This is a genomic window from Frigoribacterium sp. Leaf164 (assembly GCF_001423665.1).
GTDB classification, from domain to species: domain Bacteria; phylum Actinomycetota; class Actinomycetes; order Actinomycetales; family Microbacteriaceae; genus Frigoribacterium; species Frigoribacterium endophyticum.
Window position 1 is genome coordinate 1,279,624 of the sequence record NZ_LMOX01000003.1, and the last position, 19,099, is coordinate 1,298,722.

General features: G+C 68.6%; 19 protein-coding genes and 1 pseudogene. 10 read left to right on the forward strand and 10 right to left on the reverse strand.

All coding sequences use genetic code 11. From position 1 onward, the window contains the following. Positions 1-137 precede the first annotated feature (137 nt). Both ASF82_RS14015 and ASF82_RS14020 read right to left on the reverse strand, forming a co-directional pair. A complete protein-coding gene (locus ASF82_RS14015; RefSeq protein WP_200925463.1) occupies positions 138-437 on the reverse strand; it encodes a putative quinol monooxygenase in 300 nt (99 codons plus the stop codon). Continuing rightward, a complete protein-coding gene (locus tag ASF82_RS14020) occupies positions 434-1,117 on the reverse strand; it encodes a TetR/AcrR family transcriptional regulator (RefSeq protein ID WP_056058226.1) in 684 nt (227 codons plus the stop codon). Before ASF82_RS14020 ends, ASF82_RS14015 begins: the two co-directional genes overlap by 4 nt. 85 nt (positions 1,118-1,202) lie before the next feature. On the opposite strand from ASF82_RS14020, the gene ASF82_RS14025 reads away from it, so the two are divergent. Both ASF82_RS14025 and ASF82_RS14030 read left to right on the forward strand, forming a co-directional pair. Continuing rightward, positions 1,203-2,345 carry an FAD-dependent monooxygenase gene (locus tag ASF82_RS14025; protein WP_056058230.1) on the forward strand — a complete coding sequence of 381 codons (1,143 nt, stop codon included), beginning with the start codon at positions 1,203-1,205 and terminating at the stop codon, positions 2,343-2,345. A gap of 36 nt (positions 2,346-2,381) precedes the next feature. Continuing rightward, on the forward strand, positions 2,382-2,987 hold the full coding sequence (locus ASF82_RS14030) for a hypothetical protein (RefSeq protein ID WP_056058232.1): 606 nt from the start codon (positions 2,382-2,384) through the stop codon (positions 2,985-2,987). 337 nt (positions 2,988-3,324) lie between these two features. Here the strand turns inward: ASF82_RS14030 and ASF82_RS14035 are convergent, their stop codons facing one another. Continuing rightward, positions 3,325-3,735 carry a Rid family hydrolase gene (locus tag ASF82_RS14035; protein WP_056058236.1) on the reverse strand — a complete coding sequence of 137 codons (411 nt, stop codon included), beginning with the start codon at positions 3,733-3,735 and terminating at the stop codon, positions 3,325-3,327. A gap of 72 nt (positions 3,736-3,807) precedes the next feature. Between ASF82_RS14035 and ASF82_RS14040 the strand changes: the two genes are divergently transcribed. From ASF82_RS14040 to ASF82_RS16380, 5 genes and pseudogenes are all read left to right on the forward strand, one after another. Next, a complete protein-coding gene (locus ASF82_RS14040; RefSeq protein WP_056058239.1) occupies positions 3,808-4,176 on the forward strand; it encodes a helix-turn-helix domain-containing protein in 369 nt (122 codons plus the stop codon). Between the two features lie 288 nt (positions 4,177-4,464). After that, positions 4,465-5,037: pseudogene (locus tag ASF82_RS14045) on the forward strand (recombinase family protein). A 130-nt stretch (positions 5,038-5,167) separates the two neighbouring features. Continuing rightward, complete coding sequence (locus tag ASF82_RS15365; RefSeq protein WP_082514656.1) at positions 5,168-6,337, forward strand: DUF262 domain-containing protein; 1,170 nt, start codon at positions 5,168-5,170, stop codon at positions 6,335-6,337. Next, on the forward strand, positions 6,327-7,007 hold the full coding sequence (locus ASF82_RS15640; protein ID WP_156370159.1) for an MAE_28990/MAE_18760 family HEPN-like nuclease: 681 nt from the start codon (positions 6,327-6,329) through the stop codon (positions 7,005-7,007). Before ASF82_RS15365 ends, ASF82_RS15640 begins: the two co-directional genes overlap by 11 nt. A 210-nt stretch (positions 7,008-7,217) precedes the next feature. Then, on the forward strand, positions 7,218-7,706 hold the full coding sequence (locus tag ASF82_RS16380; protein ID WP_369814286.1) for a hypothetical protein: 489 nt from the start codon (positions 7,218-7,220) through the stop codon (positions 7,704-7,706). Here the strand turns inward: ASF82_RS16380 and ASF82_RS14055 are convergent. From ASF82_RS14055 to ASF82_RS14070, 4 genes are all read right to left on the reverse strand, one after another. Then, a complete protein-coding gene (locus ASF82_RS14055) occupies positions 7,657-8,628 on the reverse strand; it encodes a CU044_5270 family protein (protein WP_056058245.1) in 972 nt (323 codons plus the stop codon). The two genes, ASF82_RS16380 and ASF82_RS14055, sit on opposite strands and share 50 nt — an antisense overlap. Continuing rightward, positions 8,625-9,194 carry an RNA polymerase sigma factor gene (locus tag ASF82_RS14060; protein ID WP_056058248.1) on the reverse strand — a complete coding sequence of 190 codons (570 nt, stop codon included), beginning with the start codon at positions 9,192-9,194 and terminating at the stop codon, positions 8,625-8,627. Before ASF82_RS14060 ends, ASF82_RS14055 begins: the two co-directional genes overlap by 4 nt. A gap of 99 nt (positions 9,195-9,293) precedes the next feature. After that, positions 9,294-10,424 (reverse strand): DUF4041 domain-containing protein, encoded by a 1,131-nt coding sequence (locus ASF82_RS14065; protein WP_235491296.1) that lies wholly within the window; start codon positions 10,422-10,424, stop codon positions 9,294-9,296. Positions 10,425-10,771: 347 nt separating this feature from the next. Then, the gene (locus ASF82_RS14070) at positions 10,772-12,019 is read right to left on the reverse strand and encodes a hypothetical protein (RefSeq protein WP_200932005.1); all 1,248 of its coding nucleotides are present in this window, start codon (positions 12,017-12,019) and stop codon (positions 10,772-10,774) included. 167 nt (positions 12,020-12,186) lie between these two features. Here ASF82_RS14070 and ASF82_RS14075 point away from each other — a divergent pair, with 167 nt between their 5' ends. Beyond that, on the forward strand, positions 12,187-12,579 hold the full coding sequence (locus ASF82_RS14075) for a hypothetical protein (protein ID WP_056058256.1): 393 nt from the start codon (positions 12,187-12,189) through the stop codon (positions 12,577-12,579). A gap of 160 nt (positions 12,580-12,739) precedes the next feature. Here ASF82_RS14075 and ASF82_RS14080 read toward each other — a convergent pair whose 3' ends face one another. The 3 genes from ASF82_RS14080 to ASF82_RS14090 all read right to left on the reverse strand — a co-directional run bounded on the left by ASF82_RS14080 (position 12,740) and on the right by ASF82_RS14090 (position 17,403). Continuing rightward, positions 12,740-14,596 (reverse strand): sodium:proton antiporter, encoded by a 1,857-nt coding sequence (locus tag ASF82_RS14080; protein ID WP_056058258.1) that lies wholly within the window; start codon positions 14,594-14,596, stop codon positions 12,740-12,742. Then, entirely contained in the window at positions 14,596-15,270 is a 675-nt protein-coding gene (locus ASF82_RS14085) for a hypothetical protein (RefSeq protein WP_056058261.1), read from the reverse strand. Before ASF82_RS14085 ends, ASF82_RS14080 begins: the two co-directional genes overlap by 1 nt. Before the next feature lie 183 nt (positions 15,271-15,453). Then, positions 15,454-17,403, reverse strand: coding sequence for an S-layer family protein (locus ASF82_RS14090; protein WP_056058263.1), 1,950 nt, complete (start codon positions 17,401-17,403; stop codon positions 15,454-15,456). A 282-nt stretch (positions 17,404-17,685) separates the two neighbouring features. On the opposite strand from ASF82_RS14090, the gene ASF82_RS14095 reads away from it, so the two are divergent. Together ASF82_RS14095 and aqpZ are read left to right on the forward strand one after the other, a co-directional pair. Continuing rightward, positions 17,686-18,174: a phage holin family protein gene (locus tag ASF82_RS14095; RefSeq protein WP_082514658.1), complete on the forward strand. Its 489-nt coding sequence runs from the start codon at positions 17,686-17,688 to the stop codon at positions 18,172-18,174. Between the two features lie 93 nt (positions 18,175-18,267). Continuing rightward, positions 18,268-19,062 (forward strand): aquaporin Z, encoded by a 795-nt coding sequence (gene aqpZ / locus ASF82_RS14100; protein WP_082514659.1) that lies wholly within the window; start codon positions 18,268-18,270, stop codon positions 19,060-19,062. Positions 19,063-19,099 lie beyond the last annotated feature (37 nt).

Genomic DNA, 19,099 nt, shown 5'->3' on the forward strand with positions numbered 1-19,099 from the left:
AGCGCCAGGAGACCTAGGCCTAAGCACTGACCAGCGGGGTGGCCACGGAATCGAGAGCCCCTGGGTCGAGGGCGTAGTACGCCTAGATGTTTCGCTTGTCACGGGTGAGGGTGCCCGCGTCAACGAGCACTTTCAGGTCAGAGGTGTGAGTAGACGGCCCGCACTTTGATCTGCTGGAAGTCGGCGATGAGGGCGCCAATTTGGGCATGAATGTCGTCCCACTCCGGGTCAGCGTCTTGCTCAGCAAGCTTTTCATCGCTGATGAACCACTCCATGGCCCACATGGTGTCTGCATCGTCTTCGTCGCGAGCGATGATGCATTTGTCGACCGCGGGGGAACGCTCGCTCATCTGCGCGCAGAGGGCGAAAAGCTCTTCCCCCTTGCCTGGCTTAGCGGTGAATCGAAGCACTTTTCCGGGCTGGGTGGGATCGATCATGACTGTTCTCCATTCAAGAGGGTTGCTGTTGTGTGAGGGGTTTGACTGTTCAGGACGAGAGCGCTGCGGAACATCTGGTCCAGGTGATCAAGAGCTGCTGCGGCGTCATCCCGCATTCGTGTCGCCGTTTCCTGGGGCGAACTGGCATCGATGACGGCACGGCCAACCGCGTCGGTGATGCTCTGCACGACTGAGACCAGAGCCGCGGCGTGCGCTTGGGCGACAACGGTATGGATGCCCGGGTCTGTCTCCAGGAGAGCGACCGTGAGGTGTTGCGCTTGCTCCTCACGGAGCTCGAGCGCGAAGCGCCGCAGAGTGCCGCTCTGCAGGCACAGGGCGGGGAACTCGCCCCGCGCAAGCCGCGGCTGCTCCTCGAGGTAGAACTCGATAGCGGACATCACTAAAGGTCGGATCGCGTCCGCGGGGCTCTGGCCATCCGATCGGTTGAGGACGGCCCGCCCGTATAACCCCCTGTACTCGTCTGCGCGATCCAGCACGAGGTCCGGTTTCGATGGGAAGTAGTTGTAGACGGTCTGGTCGGACACGTCTGCGGCTCGGGCAACGTCCGCCATCGACACCGCATCGAAGCCGCGTTCCGCGAACAACGCCGCAGCTGTGTCGGCGATGTGCTCCCGTTGCTGCGCCTTTTTCCGTTCTCGAAGTCCCTGCTGGCTACCCATAAATCGAAACTAGCACATTCGTGGATTGCGCCTATAGTTCGAGTGACTACACAATTAGGTACACCAGCAGAAAGGCTCGAGAAAAATGACAACGACACAGGACGCCGTGACGACGAATACCCCTAAGGTGCTCGTGTCTGGTGCTGGATTTGCAGGTCTGACGGCAGCGTTTTGGATGCACCGGCTCGGCTACCAGGTCACCATCGTGGAACGAGGGGCCGGTCTAAAGCGGGGGGGTACGCCTGTAGACATCAAGGACGACACCGTCGGCATTGCGGAGCGAATGGGGATCCTCGAAGCGATTCGCGCGAAGAGCCTGCCGCCGCGCCGGACCGAATTCACGAACCTCAATGGCGGAACCGACGTTCTCCTCGAGGCCGAGCAAGCGCTGGCTGACGACGAGGAGTGCGAGTACGAAATTCCTCGCGATGACCTCCTCGACATCCTTTACGGAGCTGTTGAAGGGAACGTCGAAGTGCGCTTCAACGACTCCATCACTGAGCTGACCGACGGCCCGGATGGCGTGCGGGCCTCCTTCCGAGAAGGAGCCGATAGCGACTTCGACCTCATTCTGGGTTGCGATGGCAATCACTCCAACGTTCGGAAACTCCGCTTTGGGCCAGAAGTGGACTTCACCCACTTCCTTCACAACTACTTCACGGTCACGATCGTGGATGAGTCCCTCATCCCCCGAGACACCACCCGCATTCTCAGCACGCCCGGTAGGACCCTGATGCTGAACGCCTATGAGGACAAGACCGACATCGGATTCCTGTTCCACTCGGATGAAAAGCTCGCCTACGACTACCACGACGAGCAGGAGCAGAAAGACATCGTGCGCGCCGCATTCGTCGATGCGGGCCCCCAGTTCACGGCCTTCCTCGACAAGGGCCTGAGCGCGGACTCCTTCTACTTTGACGAGCTCACGCAAACCAGAATGGAGCATTGGTCAAGCGGTCGAGTGGGACTGGTGGGTGATGCTGGCTACTGCGCATCTCCTGCCGCCGGCATGGGGGGTTCGCTGGCAATCATTGGCGCCACCGCCCTCTACGACGCATTCGTCAGCACAAACGGCGACATCGACGCCGGCTTCGCCGAGTATGAAAAGCAGCTTCGGCCCGTCGTCGAGCAGATTCAGGCCATGGCTGTGAACTTCGGCCTAGCCACCTTCTTCCCCGAAACAGACGAAGCCATTCGTGCACGCAACAGCATGCTTTCCGCCAACTAAGTCCGCGGGCCGGGAACCGTTGGCTTGGCTCAGCGCATGAACGTTCTGGATCAGGCGGACCAGGGAGATGCGTCGCCTGATGTCGGCGTCTACGCCACCGTCGGTCACGACGAGCGCTCCTCGGAAACGCTCGTCAGGTCGATGCGCGAGCGCTTGTCACGCGAAGTGAAGCGCAGGTTGACCCTTGCGACACATGCAGAGCCGGAGCTTCGTCTCTGGGAGGCGGTATCTCGCGAGGTCGAATCCTTGTGGTCGCGTCCACGCCGGCAAGCTGTTGGTGTCGACACGAACCTCGTGACGCTGTCGCAAGACGAGCAAGTGGCCGTTGCTCTTGCTCTTGACCTCCAGCTGGCCGGACTGTCGATCCATGAACGGCTCATCCGTAGCTCAATAGGCGGTGACGCGCGCTCTACAGTCACCGACTCGGCGAAGGACAAGGAAGAGGAGGAAACCCAAGTTGGCTTAGCGGATCCTCACGGCCGTGCGTTCGCTGTCCTGGTCGGCGACGTCGCTCTCCACGCCGCCCGAGTGCTCATGAGGTCGGTCCAATCGATTGGTCACACCGATCAATTGGGTACCGATCTCGACGAGGCAACGGCGCGTCTTCTGGGTGTGATTACAGGCTCAGGGCATGGGCCCTGAAGGTGGAACGTCACTGAAGCGGAGAGCGATCAATGCCGGTCGGAATGTTTGGACGGGCGAGTCCCTCACCACCCCTCGCCTTCTCACGTGCCGGCTGCGCGCTGAGCGACTCATTGTGGCGGTATGGCATCACTACCGAGACGTTCAAAAACGATCGATTCCGGCTGGACTGGCCGCGGGGGTACTCCTGGCAGGCCTGACACGGCACCCGGTTCTAAGTCAGGCTTCGAACCGGTCTTCGTTTTTCGGGACCATAAGGGCGCCGATTGGGACGCTGGTCAGATATGTCTGACAACCCGTCCCCGACTGGGCGCCTAGGGCATGGGCCGGTGCTCAGTCAGTCCAGGATCGCCGTGGCCTCGACCTCAACGAGCACGTCCGGCTCGAAGAGGTAGTCCACCCCGATCAAAGATGCTGGCGGCATGGGCAGCGACAGGCCGATCTCCTCCGCGATCTCCGTGACACCGGCCATGAAGGCCTCAATCTTGGCCGGCTCCCAGTCGGTGACGTAGAAGGTCAGGCGGACGACGTCGTCGAATGTGGCGTCAGCGCTGGCCAGTCCTTCGTAGGTATTGCGGAGCGCCTGAGCAACCTGGCCGGCCAGGTCGCCAGGTGCCACCGGAGTCCCGTCCGGGGTCCGCGAGATCTGACCTGACACGTGAACGTGGCGGGTGCCGGTGCCGATCGCGACGTGGTGGTAGGGAGTGGGCTGCATCAGGGCTGTGGGTGAGCTGAGGTGCACGGTCATTTGTGTCTCCTGTCTAGGTGGTACCTCATGGATACCTGGTGCTCAGTGGTCACTTCAACGAGACTGGGTCTCGTGACGGATACCAAAAGCCCCACGACGGACCGATTCGAGATCGACGCGCCCCAGCGTGAGCTCCTAGATCAAGTGCTCGACAAATGGTCCCTACAAGTGCTCAATGAACTGTGCGAACGACCGTGCCGATTCAGCGAACTGCGCCGGCTCGTCCCGGCGGTGAAGCAGAAGTCGCTGACCTCGACACTGCGCCGACTTGAGCGCAACGGCGTGGTCGAGCGAGTTGTGCTCAGCACTCGACCCGTGGCAATCGAGTACCGCATCACGCCGCTGGGCAAGACTCTGCGAGAGCCGGTCGACGCGATTCTCGCGTGGGCACGCGACCAATTGCCCGCCATCCAGGAGGCGCGGCGCCGCTTTGACGACTAACCGCCCTAACCTGACGCGGCACCCGTCACAAACGATCGATTCCGGTGGACTCGGCCGACGGTCGGATCTGCCCGCCAGGAACGGCAACCGGTTCGAGACGGGCTTTCGAAGCGATCCGGATTTCTGGGAAGCCCGCAGACCGCGCGCCCGTTAGACGGTCGTTCATCGCAACACCTTCTTAAGCCGTAGTCGATCGGGTGAGGTCAAGTGGCTCCTGGCCTGCTGATTCGCGTAGGCGTGTCCCGCAAAAGGGCCCGGTGACCGGGGGCTGAACGCTACAGCCGGCGGATGCTCATCGGACACGCTCGCGTCCCGACTTTGGGACAGGATCTCGCAGCACAATGTGAAGGTCTTGCAGCGCTGGGTGCCGACGATCAACACGTGCATGCTGGCCACGGGCCCTCGGGCACCACTCGAGTGCGACCCGGGCTCCGCGAAGCACTGGCCTCGTGCCGTGCCGGGGACGTCTTGGTCGTGACGAAGCTAGACCGCCTCGCTCGTTCGCTGCGCAACGCAACCGACATCGCCGACGAGCTGATGAAGAAGGGTGATGCCCTGAATCTCGGCGGAGAACGTTACGACCCCACCGACCTCACCGACCCTGTCGGCCGGCTGTTGCTCACGTGTTCGGCATGGTGGCTGAGTTCGAGGCCGACCTCATCCGGGCCCGCACCCGAGAAGGCATGGCCATCGCCAAGGCGCCGGCAAGCTCCGAGGCCGCAAGCCCAAGCTCACCCCTCGCAGGAGAAGCACCTCGTGCAGCTGCACCGCACTGGTGCCCACACCACCAGCGAGATCGCGGAACTGTCCGGCGTCGCCCGCTCGACGGTCTACCGGGCCATTCAGTGGGCCGAGGCGTAGGACATCTTTCCTGCGGCGGCGCGTCAGTGTGTTGACGGCTGCCTTCGCTTGCTGTAGCGGGTGGCAGCCGCCAGAGGGTTGCTCCAAGGCCGTGGACGGTGCAGTCTGGTTCGAATCTGGGAAGGAAACCATGACACCGCACGAAAGCACGTCTGCTCTCGAGGACGAGGACAGTTCTGCCTCCAATAACCCTCTCGACGGTCCTGACGATAGTGATGAGACCGAACAAGCGGAGCCGCTCTCCATAGCTCCCGATGAGCGCAAGCTAGTGACACAGCCCTACGACCTCGGCGTGCGTTCGATTCGTGAGGACATCCGCACCGGCAGGATCAGTCTCAACATTGCATACCAGCGGAAGTACGTTTGGGACAGTGGTAAGGCGTCCCGCTTGATCGAATCGCTGCTACTGAACGTGCCTATTCCTGTCTGCTATTTCGCCGAGGATGACGACGGTGTTTACGAAGTAATCGATGGACTGCAGCGGCTTACGACTATTCAGAAGTTCCTCGACGATGATTTCGCGCTGACTGGTGTTTCAGTGCTGTCGGAGCTGAATGGTGAGACGTTCTCCGACTTGGCGCCGAAGGATCAGCGTCGTCTCGAGAGCCGAACCATTCGCTGCATCGTCATCACCGCGGACAGTCATCCCGACATCAAATTCGACGTCTTCGAGCGTCTCAATACCGGTGCCGCTAGCCTCACCGCTCAGGAGTTGCGAAACTCCGTCTACCGGGGCCCATTTAACGATTCTCTTAAAGACCTTGCGAAGAAGAGCTACTTCACCGAGCTCGTTGGCAGTTTTACAAACAAGCGCATGGGGCACGAGGAGCTTGTCCTTCGCTACTTTGCCCTCGTCGATGGAATAAGCACCTACAAGCCACCACTGCGTCAATTACTGAACGCGTACATGAGAACTCACCGTAAGGTCGCGATCGGGGCTACGGGGGCTGATGAATTTGCCGAGGTATGTGCCGTTGTTCGGGACGTTTTCGGAGAACGGCCATTCATGGCTCCAGGCTCTCAAAACCCAGTGAATAAGGCGCTTTTCGACGCTGTAATGGTTTCCGTCGCGTACTCCGATCGGGGTGCTCTCCGACAGAAGAAGGACGCAGCACGGGCCGCACTTCAAGCCCTTGCGGCTGAAAGCCGCTTTCAGCTCGCTATTGGCCGGGCCACTGCGGACCGCACCCGTGTTCTGTATCGGGTGTCTGCACTAAGCGACCGCCTGTCCGCTTTGGGAGTGGGTAGTTCCCTTCCTGCTGAGTTGATTTCAGAGGGCCTGTTGCCACGTGGCTCTTGAAATTTTCTCAGATGGAACGACCGAGGTTGATTTGCTTCGTGAACTTGCGGTGGCGGCGGAGCAGCGGGAAGCCGAAGCAAATGCACTCTGCCGCGCAGCGGTCGTGCTTCTCGTTAGCCACTTTGAGTCATTCCTGAAGACGATTGCTGAGGAATACGTCGATGCAGTTGGGACGGGGGACGTGGAGTCGAGTCGCCTACCTCGAGGATTGCGCGAGGCGCACACTCTTCCGCGACTCGAGTCCATAGTCACATCCCGCGATGAAGATCAGCGGACTGCTCTTCTCAAGAAGATCGGGAGTATCGCCGCCCTTTGGAACGACGATGCCAAGCCTCCAAAAGGTGCTTTGAGCGCCTCGACGTTCGCAAGGCTGGTGACGAGTGCGAAAGCTGACATCATCAATGATCTGTTCGCCCGCATGGGCAATAGTGCTGGAGTATGCGACGGGGACATCGAGGTTCCCGGCAACAACGGCGATGTAGTAACGGCCAATATCGAACTTAGCCTCCGCGACGTTGTCACGTGCCGGAATGACATTGCCCACGGTAAGGCTGATCGGAAGCCCACCCCCGACGACGTTCGTAGGTATCTGGACTTTTTGCGCACATTCGCTGAGCGACTGCAAAGAAAAGCTCTCGTGCTTTCTGCCGCTGTTGTGCAACGCGACTAGCGGATAGAAAGCGAGAGCCGGGCTGGCCTTTGAAGTGCGTGTCAAAAGGGGATCGTCGACCGGTCTTCTGGACCCTGCTGTGCGATTCAGGGGCGGCGACGCCACAGGCGCCGGGGATCAGCGCACCATTGGACCAGCGAGAGTCCTTGGACCTGGGATGTGCACGGCGGCTCTCCGACAACCGTGGAGGTCTACTGCAATGCCGACGAAGTGGACCTGCTCCTCAACGGTGACAGCATCGGCTGTGCACCCGCCGGCCGCAACAACAGCTACCGCAGCACCTTCGAGGTCCTGCACCCCGACGGAGCGGGCGCCGGTGCCGGGCTCGTCGGGCAGGTCGATCACGGCTCCGTCGGGGAAGCGCATCTCGACGCCGTGCGGCGCACAGGTGGGCAGGGCGTCGGTCGAGAGGTCGACCACGATGACCGGCTCGTCCGTGCTGCACCACGGGATGTCCGTCTCGGCGGCCGTGAGGGTGAGCGGCACGTCGGGGTCGGCCCTCACCGCGAGCACCAGCAGGCCCAGGGCGAGGAGGAGCGCCGCCGTGATCCCTGCGAGGAGCTTCATGAGGCGAACCTACTGCTGGGCCGGGGGCCAGGGAGGCGCTGGTCACCTGACCCGCGCCGCCTGCGCCCTGGGCGATCGCCGGTCAGGGCGCTCGGTCGACGACCGTCCTCGTCACCGAGGTCTGGGCGGTGACGGTGCCGGCCGGCGCGCCGTAGGCCGCCTCGAGCTGCACGACGCGCTCGCCGATCAGCTCGCCGGTGCTTGGGTCGATGACGATGTCCTGGCGCTCGGACCTCGTCGGCTCCTCCCGACCGAGGGCGACCCCCGTCACGCCGTCGATCGTCACGTGCTCGTCGACGATCTCGATGCCGGGCACGAGCGCCGCCGCCCCGTAGAGCGCTGACCGCAGGTCCGCCGGTGCCGTGCCCGTCCGGAGGAGGTCCGTGATCGCGACCCAGGTGGCCTCGTCGCGGCTGTTCGACCCGCCGTCGTAGCTCGCCACCAGGTGGTCGTAGAGCTCCTGCGGGTCGCGCGGCAGGTCGGCCGTCGCCGGGTCCGCGGCGGGCGTGCCGTAGAAGGCGCCGTCGCGCGCTCGCCACGTGCCGTTCGTCTCCGGGCTCTCGACCCGGTTCTCCTCCGCGACCTGTTCCGCGTCGTCGCCGTAGAAGGTCGTGGGCTCGTGGTCTTCTCGGACGAGGGTCCACTCGGCGGCGGGGTCGCCCGGCTCGTACACGGTCGACGTCGACGGCACGAGGTACGTGACCATGTCGCCGGCCCTGTTCTGCCCGACGGTGGCGTAGACGGCCTCGGTCGTCGTGCGGAGGAACTGACCAGGTGCGACCACAGGATCGGAGGCGGTGACCGTCAGTGCCGCCGCCTCCCGCAGCAGGGTGGCGGCCTGTGCCTCGTCGCCGGCGCGGGGGAGGACGATGCTCCCGACGACGACCGCGGCGACGACGGCCGTCACCACCGCGGCGTAGACGGGACTGCGGCGCTGACGCCGTGCTCGCGCCGCACCTCTCTCCGCCTCGAGGGTCGCGACGGGGATGCCGTCCAGGACGCTGCGGCGCATGGTGGTGATCTGCTCGTCGGTGGGGCCGAGGGTCGTGGTCATCGGAGTCCTTCGGTGTGCGGTGTCAGGGTGCTTCGGAGTGCCTGGCGGAGGCGGCTGAGACGGTTCCGGACGGCGCCGTGCGTCGCGCCCAGCGACTCGGCGGCCTGCTGGTAGCTCAGCTCCTCGACGACGCAGAGGCGGTAGAGCTCCTGGTCGACGGGGGTGAGCAGCTCGACGGCGTCCTGGATCGACCGGGCCAGCTCACGGTCGATCGCGGAGGCCTCGGGGCCTCGGGCCTGGTCCGACGCGTCATCGAGCAGGGCCATGGTCCGTGATCGCTGCCTCGACCTGGCGAGGCTGAGGTTGCGGGTCACGACCAGCAGCCAGGGCAGCATCGACGTGTCGAGGATCTGCAGGTCGTCGCGCTTCTTCCAGGCCAGCGCGAACGCCTCCTGGGTGATGTCCTCCGCATCGGCCGTGTTCCGCACGATGCGGAACGCGTACCGGTAGACCGGGCGGACGTGGTCGTCGTAGATCCGGCCGAACGCCTCGCGATCGCCGCTGCGCGCAGCTGCGAGGCGCGCCCTGTCGGCGCTGGGTGGCGCAGCCCCCTGTGTGTTCCTCATGACTCGTAGTGTCGGCGGGGGCGGGATCGTCTCATGATCGGCTCCGGGCGCACTCGTGGCACTCGTTCGCCCTTGCGTGGAGGTGCCTTCCCGGGCTTCCTAGGCGGTGACCGCTCCGGTCCGGTGAGTCTCGGGCCAGCGCCCGACGGACTGGAAGAACTCGGTCGCGTCGGCGGAGTCCTTGAACTCCAGGAGGTTGCCGACCTTGCTCGCGAGGACGTCCCGTACTTCCCCTGGCGTCGCGAAGAAGAACTCCTTGCGGCTGTTCGCCTGGTTGAGGGCCCGCCCGGCGAAGTGCCGGTGCAGCTCGGTCTCGAGCGTGACGGCGTCCTCGGAGAAGTAGATGGTGTGGATGTCGAAGCGGAACGGGACGGAGGCCCCGCCGAGCTCGTGGACACGGTCGGTCGGCTCCAGTCGTCGCGTGAGACCGATCTTCACGACGCCCTCACCGAACGCTCCACGGTTGGAGATGACGTAGACGTAGCCCGCCCGGATGTTGGCGGCGCGGTAGTCGTTGTCGACGATGGCCTGGTCGATCGCCGCGAGCCGCGACTCGAGATCCCCGTCCGGCGTCCCGGTCGCCTGGAGCTGCGCGATCGTCTGCATGAGGAGCGTGCGCTCCTTGTCGAGCTGCGCCCTCTGTTCTTTGAGCTCCTTCTCGACCCGCGCCTCCTCGCGGAGACGGGCGCGCTCCTCGCGCTGCTCCTCCTTCTCCTCCTGCTTCTTCATCAGCCAGTCCGCGGTCAGCTCGATCTCCTCGAGACGCAGCGCGTGGTAGCTGTCGCTGATGAACATCGCCATCATCACGCCGAGCTTGGCGATGGCGTCACGAGATGCCTCGAGGCGCTTCTTGGCGGTGTGCACGTTGCCGAGCTTCAGGGTGCGGATGCTGTTCTCCGCCTCCGCGTTGTAGGCGCGCAGCATGAGCTTGGACAGGTCGTCGGTCATCTTGCGACCCTTGGCGAGCGAGTTGTCGAACGAGAAGAGGTTGGACTTCTCGATCGCGTGGCCCTCGCGGACCAGGGCGGCGTACCGAGCCTCGACGTCCTTGAGCCTCGGCAGGTACGCGGCCGCGTCCTCCAGGGGGTGGTGGTAGCGGTAGATGCCGACTTCCTGCAGCACCTGCGCGTCGTTCAGCTCGACTGCGTCGGAGACGACCACCGCAGCCGGAGCAGGAGGAGCGGCAGGTGCCGGAGCGGGCGGAGGCGCCGGTGAGCTAGAGCGCGTCACCTGCTCCATCATCTTCAACTGGCGCCGGAGGACGACGTTCTCGGCCTCGAGCTGGTGAGCGCGAGCCTCAGCGTCGGGTCGACCGTCGAGAGAACCGACACCGGACGTGCTCGCGGCATGCTGTTGAGATGCGCCGTGGCCAGACGAGGCGGGCACGGTGGGCGCCGGCGCGCGAGGCGGTGCAGGTGGCACCACGGCCGGCGCCGCTCCGCCCTCCTCGATCCACAGCTGCCAGCCACCGGGCACGGGAGGCCAGTCGGCTGGAGGCGTCCATCCGGCCGGGGGCTTCCACCCCGAAGGGACAGGAGGCCAGCCGGGCGGTGGGTTGAAGCGTCGTTCTCCGACCGTCATGACCGACGGACGCCGGAGCCGTCGACGGCCACGAGCGCGGACGGGTTCTTCGCGACGGCCGCGCCGAGGTGCTGGAGCGTCGCGAGCGGGACGACGCCGCTGAGGTCGATCTCCATGAAGTTCTCGCGAGGGGCCGCGACGGCGATCAGGGGGATGAACGCCGGGCGACCGGTCGCCGGGTCGTTGGTCTCCGGGCCGATCTCGGCCGAGATGGTCTGGATGATGCCCCGGCGGTCAGCCTCGAAGATCTCGTGGAGCGACCGCAGGGCCACCTGGTGGAGGGCCCCGGCGTAGCGCTCCTTCGCCGCCGTCTGGGTGAGTTGGGTCTCCGTGATCTCGTCGCTCGCCTTGACGTACCGGAAAGCCTTGATGGTGCGCAGGGCCTCGGGCGCCGGCACCGTCACGCGCAGCCGCAGCTCCGCGGTCTCCGGGTCGAACTCGGCCTCGTGCTCGACCGGGAACGAGTCGGGGTAGACGGAGTTGGCGAGCACGATGCCGACGTACTCCTTGACCGCGTCGACGGCGCCGTAGGCGAGGCCGGCGATCAGGTCGTCGATCGAGGAGTTCTGCCCGGACGCCTTGGACTCACGGAAGCGGCACGACGCTTCGTAGCGCTCGCGCTCGACCGCGAGCAGCTGGACTCGACCGGCCTCGAGCTCCGCGTGCTCGCGAGCGGCTTCGGCGTCGCGGCCCGGGATCCAGTCCCGGTACGCCTCCCACTGGCTCCAGGCCTGCGCGAACTCGGCCTGCGCCCTCTGCTGCGCCTCGTCGAACTTCTTCTTCTTGCCGAACATGCCGGTGGGCACAGGAGGCTCGACGTAGACCGGGGCCGGGGGGACCGGCGTCGGCAGCGGTGGGACGAGAGGTGTCTCGAGGTCCCAACGGGGGAAGGGCGGGTGCTCAACTCGGACCTTCAGGCTCTCGAGGTCGACGAAGTCGTCCACCTCGAGGGTGGCGGCGAGGAGCCCGTCGATCTCGGCGTACTCCAGCGCCAGGTCCTCGTTGAGCTCGTCGACCTCTGCCGACCGCAGTTCGACGTAGGCCGCCTTGGCTTCGCGCTCGTACCGCTTGCGCTCGGCCTCGCTGGCGCGGTCGGCGGCGGCGTTCGCTCGCTCCTGCGCGGCTCTGGCGCGCTGTGCCTGAGCGCGGGCCTGGGTCTGTGCCCGTGCCGCCGCGTTGGCGCGTGCCTGCGAGAGGCGCTGTTGGTGCTGCATCTCCGCGAGGATCCCGCGTCGTCGTGCCATGCCCTGATCTCCATCGCTCGTGAACGAAGCTCACTGTACTGAACAATTCCGCTCAGTACGGAACGCCTGTTCGGGGGTCGGCGACCGGCCTGCGAGGTCGATGCTGTTCGGCCCGACGGGAGGAGCGCTCGGCCCCCGGCGCCTGGTCGTACGTCGACGACGACCTCGTGACGCGGCCCCTGGAGGAGTGCGTCCGCACCGACGGCTGGCGGCTGCAGCGCCCCTGGCAGTGCACCTCGGCCGACGGCAGCCACGTCCTCACCTTCCTGTACTCGACGGGGCGCCACGGCAGCGGTCTCCATGACCAGACCCTCACCGTCCGCGGCGAGGACGTCCCGATCGAGTGCACCCGCGGCGGCGAGCGGCACGCGGCGTACTACTGCGTGCCGGAGTCGGTGCTCCCTGCGGACGCGGAGTGGCGGCGGCGGAACGCCAGGGTGCCGACTGCTCCGCTGAACACCACCAGGGCGGAGGCGAGGGCCGGCATCCACTTCGTGTCGTCCGGCGAGGCAGCGAGCCAGGCCGATGAGGCGATCAAGGCCGCGGCGGCGACGACGTAGAAGATCCAGCGCATGGTGCTCGCTCCTGAGGTGGAAGGTGCTCGGTGCGAGCAGCCTAGGACCATCTGCCGGAATGTCAATACCGATTCCTCGCCTCGTCAGGATGAGGGCCGTCAACCTAGTGGTTCGTGCCTCGGCGAGTGGTCAGGAAGGTCCGCGATCACTCCGCGAGCCGCCCGCGCAGCACGATCGCGATCTCCGAGGCGTCGAGGTTCGCGAGCGCGTCGGCCAGCACGTCGGCGTCGAAGAGGCCGTTGTCGCGAGCGTCGAGCAAGGCCGACCGCTGCGCCGCCAGCATCGCGAGCGTGTGCGCCACCGACGCGTCGAACGCCTCCTTCGAGCGCTCGAGCACCGGCGCCTCGGGGGCCGGCACGGCGTCGCCGCTCGCGCGCATCAGCTCGAAGATCCTCGTCCGCTCCGACTCGTTGCGCTCGTGCAGCTCCGCCTCGTCGACCGGCGGCGACAGCCGCTTCAGCAACGGACCGACCGTCCCGCCCTGCACCAGCAGCGACAGCGCCGCCACCGCGAACGCGATCAGCACCAGCACCGGGCGTTGCGGCGTGTCCTCCGGCAGCGTCTGCGCCGCGGCGACCGTCACCGCACCGCGCATCCCCGCCCAGACGACCGCCGTCCCGTCCCGCCAGCCGAGCGGCTGCCTCAGGAAGTACTCGATGTCGGCCAGGCCCTGCGTCACCCGCCTCGTGAACTGGTCGAGGGTGCGCTGCGAGGGGGTGCGCGAGGACGCGCGCCGCGGCGACGACGTGCGCCGCGACCGGGTGCGGGAGGCGCGGGGCGGGGCCGTGCGGGAGCCTCCGGAGCCGAGACGGGGGGAGGGGGACGGCGACGCGACCTCCGCGGGGGCGGGCACCGCGACTCCCTCAGGCCCGGCCTCGGCGGCGAGCTGCGACGGGCCGGAGCGACCACGCCGGTTCATCTCGGCGAAGGGCCCGACGGCCCCCTCGGTGCGGATCTGCTCGTGCATGCTCTGCACCCGCGGCTGCATCGCCTCGGCGTGCCGCGCCCTCGCCGACAGCACCCGCAGCAGCGGCGCCACGTACGCCGCCCGCACCACGATCGTCAGCACCAGCGCGCCCACCGCGATCAGCAGCGCCGGCGCCACCCCGGCGTGGTCCTCCTGCACGTCGACCACGATCGACCGGATCTGCAGGCCCATCGTCAGGAACACCGCACCCTCGAGCACCAGCTCGACCGTCCGCCAGTTCTGCGAGTCGGAGAGGCGGTTCTGCGGCGACAGCTCCCGCGGGGCCCGCACCCCGGTCACCAGGCCCGCGACCACCGCCGCCACGAGCCCGGAGGCCCCGACGGCGCTCGCCGGCAGCGACGCCACGAAGGGCACCGCGAACGAGATCACCGTGTTGACGGTCGAGTCGGTCACCCTCCGCCGCAGCGCCAGGTTCGCCGCCCCGACGACGAGCCCGATCACCAGGGCCACGACGACCGAGTACGCGAACGTGCCGACGGCGCCCCAGACCGAGAAGGAGGCGGCGGTCGCCACGATCGCCGTCCGCAGCAGCACCAGCGCGGTCGCGTCGTTGAGCAGGCTCTCGCCGTCGAGCATGGCGACCACCCGCTTCGACACCGACGTCTGCCGCACGATCGACGTCGCGACCGCGTCGGTCGGGCTGATCACCGCCCCGAGCGCCACGCCCCACGCGAAGCCGAGGTCGGGCAGCACCAGCATGAAGAAGACGCCGAGCACGAGGGCGCTCGCCACCACCAGCACGACCGACAGGCCGCTGATCGCCCCGAACTCGCGCCGGAAGTTCATCGCCGGCATCGACACCGCCGACGAGTAGAGCAGCGGCGGCAGCACCCCGGCGAGGATCAGCTCGGGGTCGATCTCGACCGCCGCGAACGCGGGCAGGAAGCTCGCGCCCACCCCGATCGCCACGAGCAGCAGCGGAGCGGCGACCCTCAGGCGCGGCCCGACGAGCGTCGCGGCCGCGATCACGAGCAGCGCGGTCATGAGCACCGCGAGCAGCTCGGTGACCTCCATCAGGCCTCGAGCAGGATGCGCAGCGCGGCGACGAGCGCCTTCACGTCGGCCCGGAGCGCGGCGGCCTCGGCCTCGAGGGCGGCGGCACGGCCGGCGGGAGCGGGCTCGGGGGAGAAGGGAGCGGGGGAGGCGGGGTGCGGGTCGCGTCCCGGCTCGGCGTCGGGGGCGGCGTCGAGGTCGTCCTCGTCCTCGGCGTCGTCCTGGTCCAGCTCGTCGTCCGCCGGGTCCAGATCGGTCTCGGGCTCCGGCTCGAGCTCGGGCTCGTCCGTGTCCTCCGTCGCGGGCGTCGGCTCGGCGTCGTCCTCCGTCACCACCGACTCCTCAGCGATCGGCTCTTCCACGTAGGTCGGCTCCGCCGCCGCGGCGTCCGCCTCGTCGGCGACCGCCTCGTCGTCCGTAGCGTCCTCGTCCGCGGGGGGCGCCTCCTCGAGGGCCGGGGCCGGCTTCGACGTGCGGACGACCTGCGAGAACTTGGGGCGCGGCTTCTTGGGCGCGGCCGCGGACTCGGGCGACGCCTCCTCGACCCAGTCGGCCAGGGTCTGCCGGGGCACGCTGAACTCGTCGGAGACCACCGTGAGCACGTTGCGGTCGCCCGGGTTGGTCATCCTGCGCTGGAGGACCCGCGCGGTCGCGGCCTCCTTCGTGGCGTCGTCGTACCACTCGTCGAAAGGCATGCGCTGATTCTAGGGACGCTCCGGCGGTCGGTCCGCGCGATCCGCCGCCGCACACCTAGAGGGCCCCGCTGATGCAGCGAGGCCCTCCGGTCGTGCGCCGGGCGGGGCTCACGGGGCCGAGGCCCCTGCCCGCCCGGCAGGTCGGTGCAGCGCGGTCAGCGCGCCGCGGTCACGGCGCCGCCGTCACTCGGCGCCGCCGTCGCGCGCGGCCCGGCGGCGGGCGCCGACCAGCAGCGCCGTGCCGAGCGTCAGCATCAGCGCCGAGCCCAGCAGCACGCCGCCGGTGCCGTCCGAGCCCGTGTAGGCCAGGCCGGAGGCGCGGGTGCTGCCGACGGGGCGGGGAACGACGCGGTCGCCCCCGGCCGGGACGATGGCGGCGGGCGCGACGTAGGTGAACGGCAGCGCGTCGGACGCGCCTCCCGCCGTCGTCACCACGATCGTCGTGGCCCCGGCCACGCAGGCCGGGGTGACGAACGTCAGGCGGGTGCCGTCAGCGGAGACCGTGACCGCGGTGGCCGGGATCGTGACCCCGCAGATCGTCACCGTCGTCGCTCCGGGCACGAACGGGCCGCCGATCACCGTGACGGTGTCGCCGCCCGTCGTCGAGCCCGAGCCGGGGTCGACCGAGGCCGCTCCGGGCTCCGCGAGGTACGTGTAGCCGTCCTCGAGCACCGCGGCCCCGTCAGCGCCGTCCAGGACGACGTCGACCGGGCCCGCGACCCCCGCCGGGGTCACCACCGTGACGCGCGTGTCGGTGGGGGTCCCGACGATCGTCGCCGCGACTCCGCCGAAGGTCACGTCGGTCACGCCGGCGAGGCCGGTGCCCGAGACGACCACCGTCTGGCCGCCCGCCGTGGGGCCGGCCGTCGGCGCGATCGAGACGACGGCGGGGCCGCCGGGGCTCACGTAGACGAAGGGGCTCGGCGCGGTCGTCGTCACTCCCGCGGGGGCGGTGAGGACGACCTCGGCGACGCCGGTGCCGGCCGGGCTGGTCACCACGACCTGCGTGCCGTCGGGCGAGACCGAGACGACCGTGCCGGGGGTGCCGTCGAACGTGACGCCCGTGGTCGTGTCGAGGCCGGTGCCCGTCAGGGTCACCGTCGTGCCCCCGACGGCCGGTCCCTGCGCCGGGTCGATCGCCGTGATCGCCGGCGCGACGTACGTGTACGCCAGCTCGGCGGTGCCCGCCGTCGGCTCGGTGACCGTGACGGTCACGGGGCCCGCGGGGGAGGCGGGGGTCGTCGCCGTGAGGGAGGCCCCGTCGGCAGCGACAGTGACGGCGGTCGCCGGCAGCGTGCCGAACGTCACGGTCGTGTCGGGCGTGAAGCCGGTGCCCGTGATCGTGACGACCTGGCCGCCGCTCGTCGGGCCGACGACCGGCGTGATGCCCGTCGCCGTGATCTGCGCGGCCGCACCCGCGGTCGGCGACTCGCACGCCGCCGAGGCGAGGGTGACCGTGCCGAGCGGCACGTCGACGATCTGCGTGTCACCGACGGTGCCGCTGAGGGTGAGGGCAGCGACGATCGACGTGGCGGTCGCGCTGCCGAACCGGGCCTGCTCGACGCGGCTGACGTCGACGGTCAGCGTCGCACCGAGCAGGTCGCCCGCCAGCGCGGCGCTCGCCGAGACGGTCGGGGTGGTCGCGTCGAGGGTCGCCGCGGTGCCGAAGAGGGCGAGGCCGACCAGGCCGGCGTCCGCGGTCGTGCCGCCGCCGCCGACGGGGCAGGTCACGTCGGCCGTGACGGCGTCGGCCGTGAGCACGTCGATCCCCAGGAGCGACACCGCCGCGCCCGCCACGTCGGACGACGCCGACGAGCCGGTGGTCGTGCTGGAGGCGCGGGTGCTGACCGCGCCCACGGTCACCTCCCCGCCCTGGACCGTCGCGAGGGTCGACCCCTGGCTGTCGAAGGCCCCGGGCGCGCCGCCCGTGCCGGCGGTGACGAGGCCGACGGCCGCCGTCGCGTCGAGGGCGACGAGGCCGGGGACGGTGCCGGTCAGCGCGACGCCGGCGCCGAGGGCCGTGGCGTCGCCCGGAGCGGCGGAGGCTGGTGAGGCCAGGAGGACGGACGAGCCGAGGACGAGGCCGGCGGTGACGCCGATCGCCGCGGTCCGCGAACGCAGGACAGAACGCATGTGTTGCTCCTTCGCAACAGGGTGCCCCTGATCGGCACCGGTCCGCCGAATCTAAGCTTTTCTCACGGTGTCGTCACCCCCAGTGCGAGGGTGACCGGTGCGGTCTCGTTTCCGGCGATGCGCGGTCGCGCTGGCCGGGTGACGAGTGCCGGGGCGGCCGAAGCTGGGAGGGGGCCGGAGGCGCGTGACCGGTGGTGAGCGGGACGCGTCATGTAGGGGAGTCCTGCACCGCGCCTCCTGAGGGGAGGGCGGGCGAGCAGGGCCGCGACCCCGGAGGAACCCATGTCCGACGACGACACCCGCGAGGCCCCGCGCCTGCGCGACCAGCTGAGCAGCCGGGCGATCGAGCCGATCGTCCGCGCCGTCCGCACCGAGATCGGCAAGGCCGGGAGAGAGGTCGCCGACCGCGCCCGCAGCGCCCGCACCGGCCTCGTGCTCGTGGGCGTCGGCGCCGTGCTCGCCGTCGTGACCGTCGGGCTGCTCGCGGCCGCCGTCGTCACCGCGATCGCCGTCGCGCTGCCGCTCTGGGCCGCGACGCTCATCGCCTTCGGGGCGTTCGCCGTCGTGTCGGCGATCGTCGTCCGCGTCGGGGTCTCCGCGGTCAGCCGCGGCGTGCCGCCGGTGCCGAGGGACACGATCGCCGAGCTCGGCGGACGCCGCGGGGCGGAGCGCGACGGCGGCGACCGCGACGGCGACCGCGACCGCGACCGCGACGGCGACCGCGACCGCGACCGCGACGGCGACCGCGACGGCGGGGCTGCGCGCGACTAGCGCGCGGCTGCTCCGCGACCGGCGACCCGCGCCTCCCCCTGACCTCCACCCGTTCCACCCCACCCGACCCCCGAACACAGGAAGCAGCACCCCATGGCACGCCAGGACCAGAACCCGAAGCCCGTCAGCCGATCCACCTCCGAGCAGCGCACGCAGCACGCCGAGACCTGGTCGAGCGGGGCGCGGTACGCGTCGGAGGCGTTCGGCGCCTTCCTGCTCGTGCTCGGCGGGGTGGGCACGGCCGTGCTCGCGTCGTCGTTCCCCGACGACGGCAACGCGCTGGGCGTGGGGTTCCTCGGCGTCGCTCTCGCCTTCGGACTCAGCCTGATGGGCGGCATCTACGCCGTCGGCCACATCTCGGGCGGGCACTTCAACCCGGCCGTCACGGTCGGCGCCGCCGTCGCGGGGCGCACCGAGTGGCGCCACGTGCCCGGCTACGTCGTCGCGCAGATCGTCGGCGGAGTCGGCGGCGCGGCCGTCGTCGCCGGGGTCGTGGCCGACGGACCCGCCGGCGCGTTCGCCGCGGCCCGCGAGTCGGGCTTCGCCTCGAACGGCTGGGGCGAGCTCTCGCCCGGCGGCTTCGGCCTCGGCGCGGTGCTGCTGATCGAGGTCGTGCTGACGGCCGTGTTCGTCGGCGTCATCCTCTCGGTCACCGCCAAGAAGGAGTACGCGGCCCTCGCGCCGCTCGCGATCGGCCTCACGCTCACGCTGATCCACCTCGTGAGCATCCCGGTCAGCAACACCTCGGTGAACCCCGCCCGCTCGATCGCCGCCGCGGTCTTCGCGGGGCCGGACGCACTCGGCCAGGTGTGGGCGTTCGTCGTCGCCCCGCTCGTCGGCGCGGTCGTCGCCGGGGTCGCGCACCGGGCGCTGCGCCGCGCGGCGTGAGGTGACGTGCGGCCCCGGCCGGCCGGCGGCCTCGCTG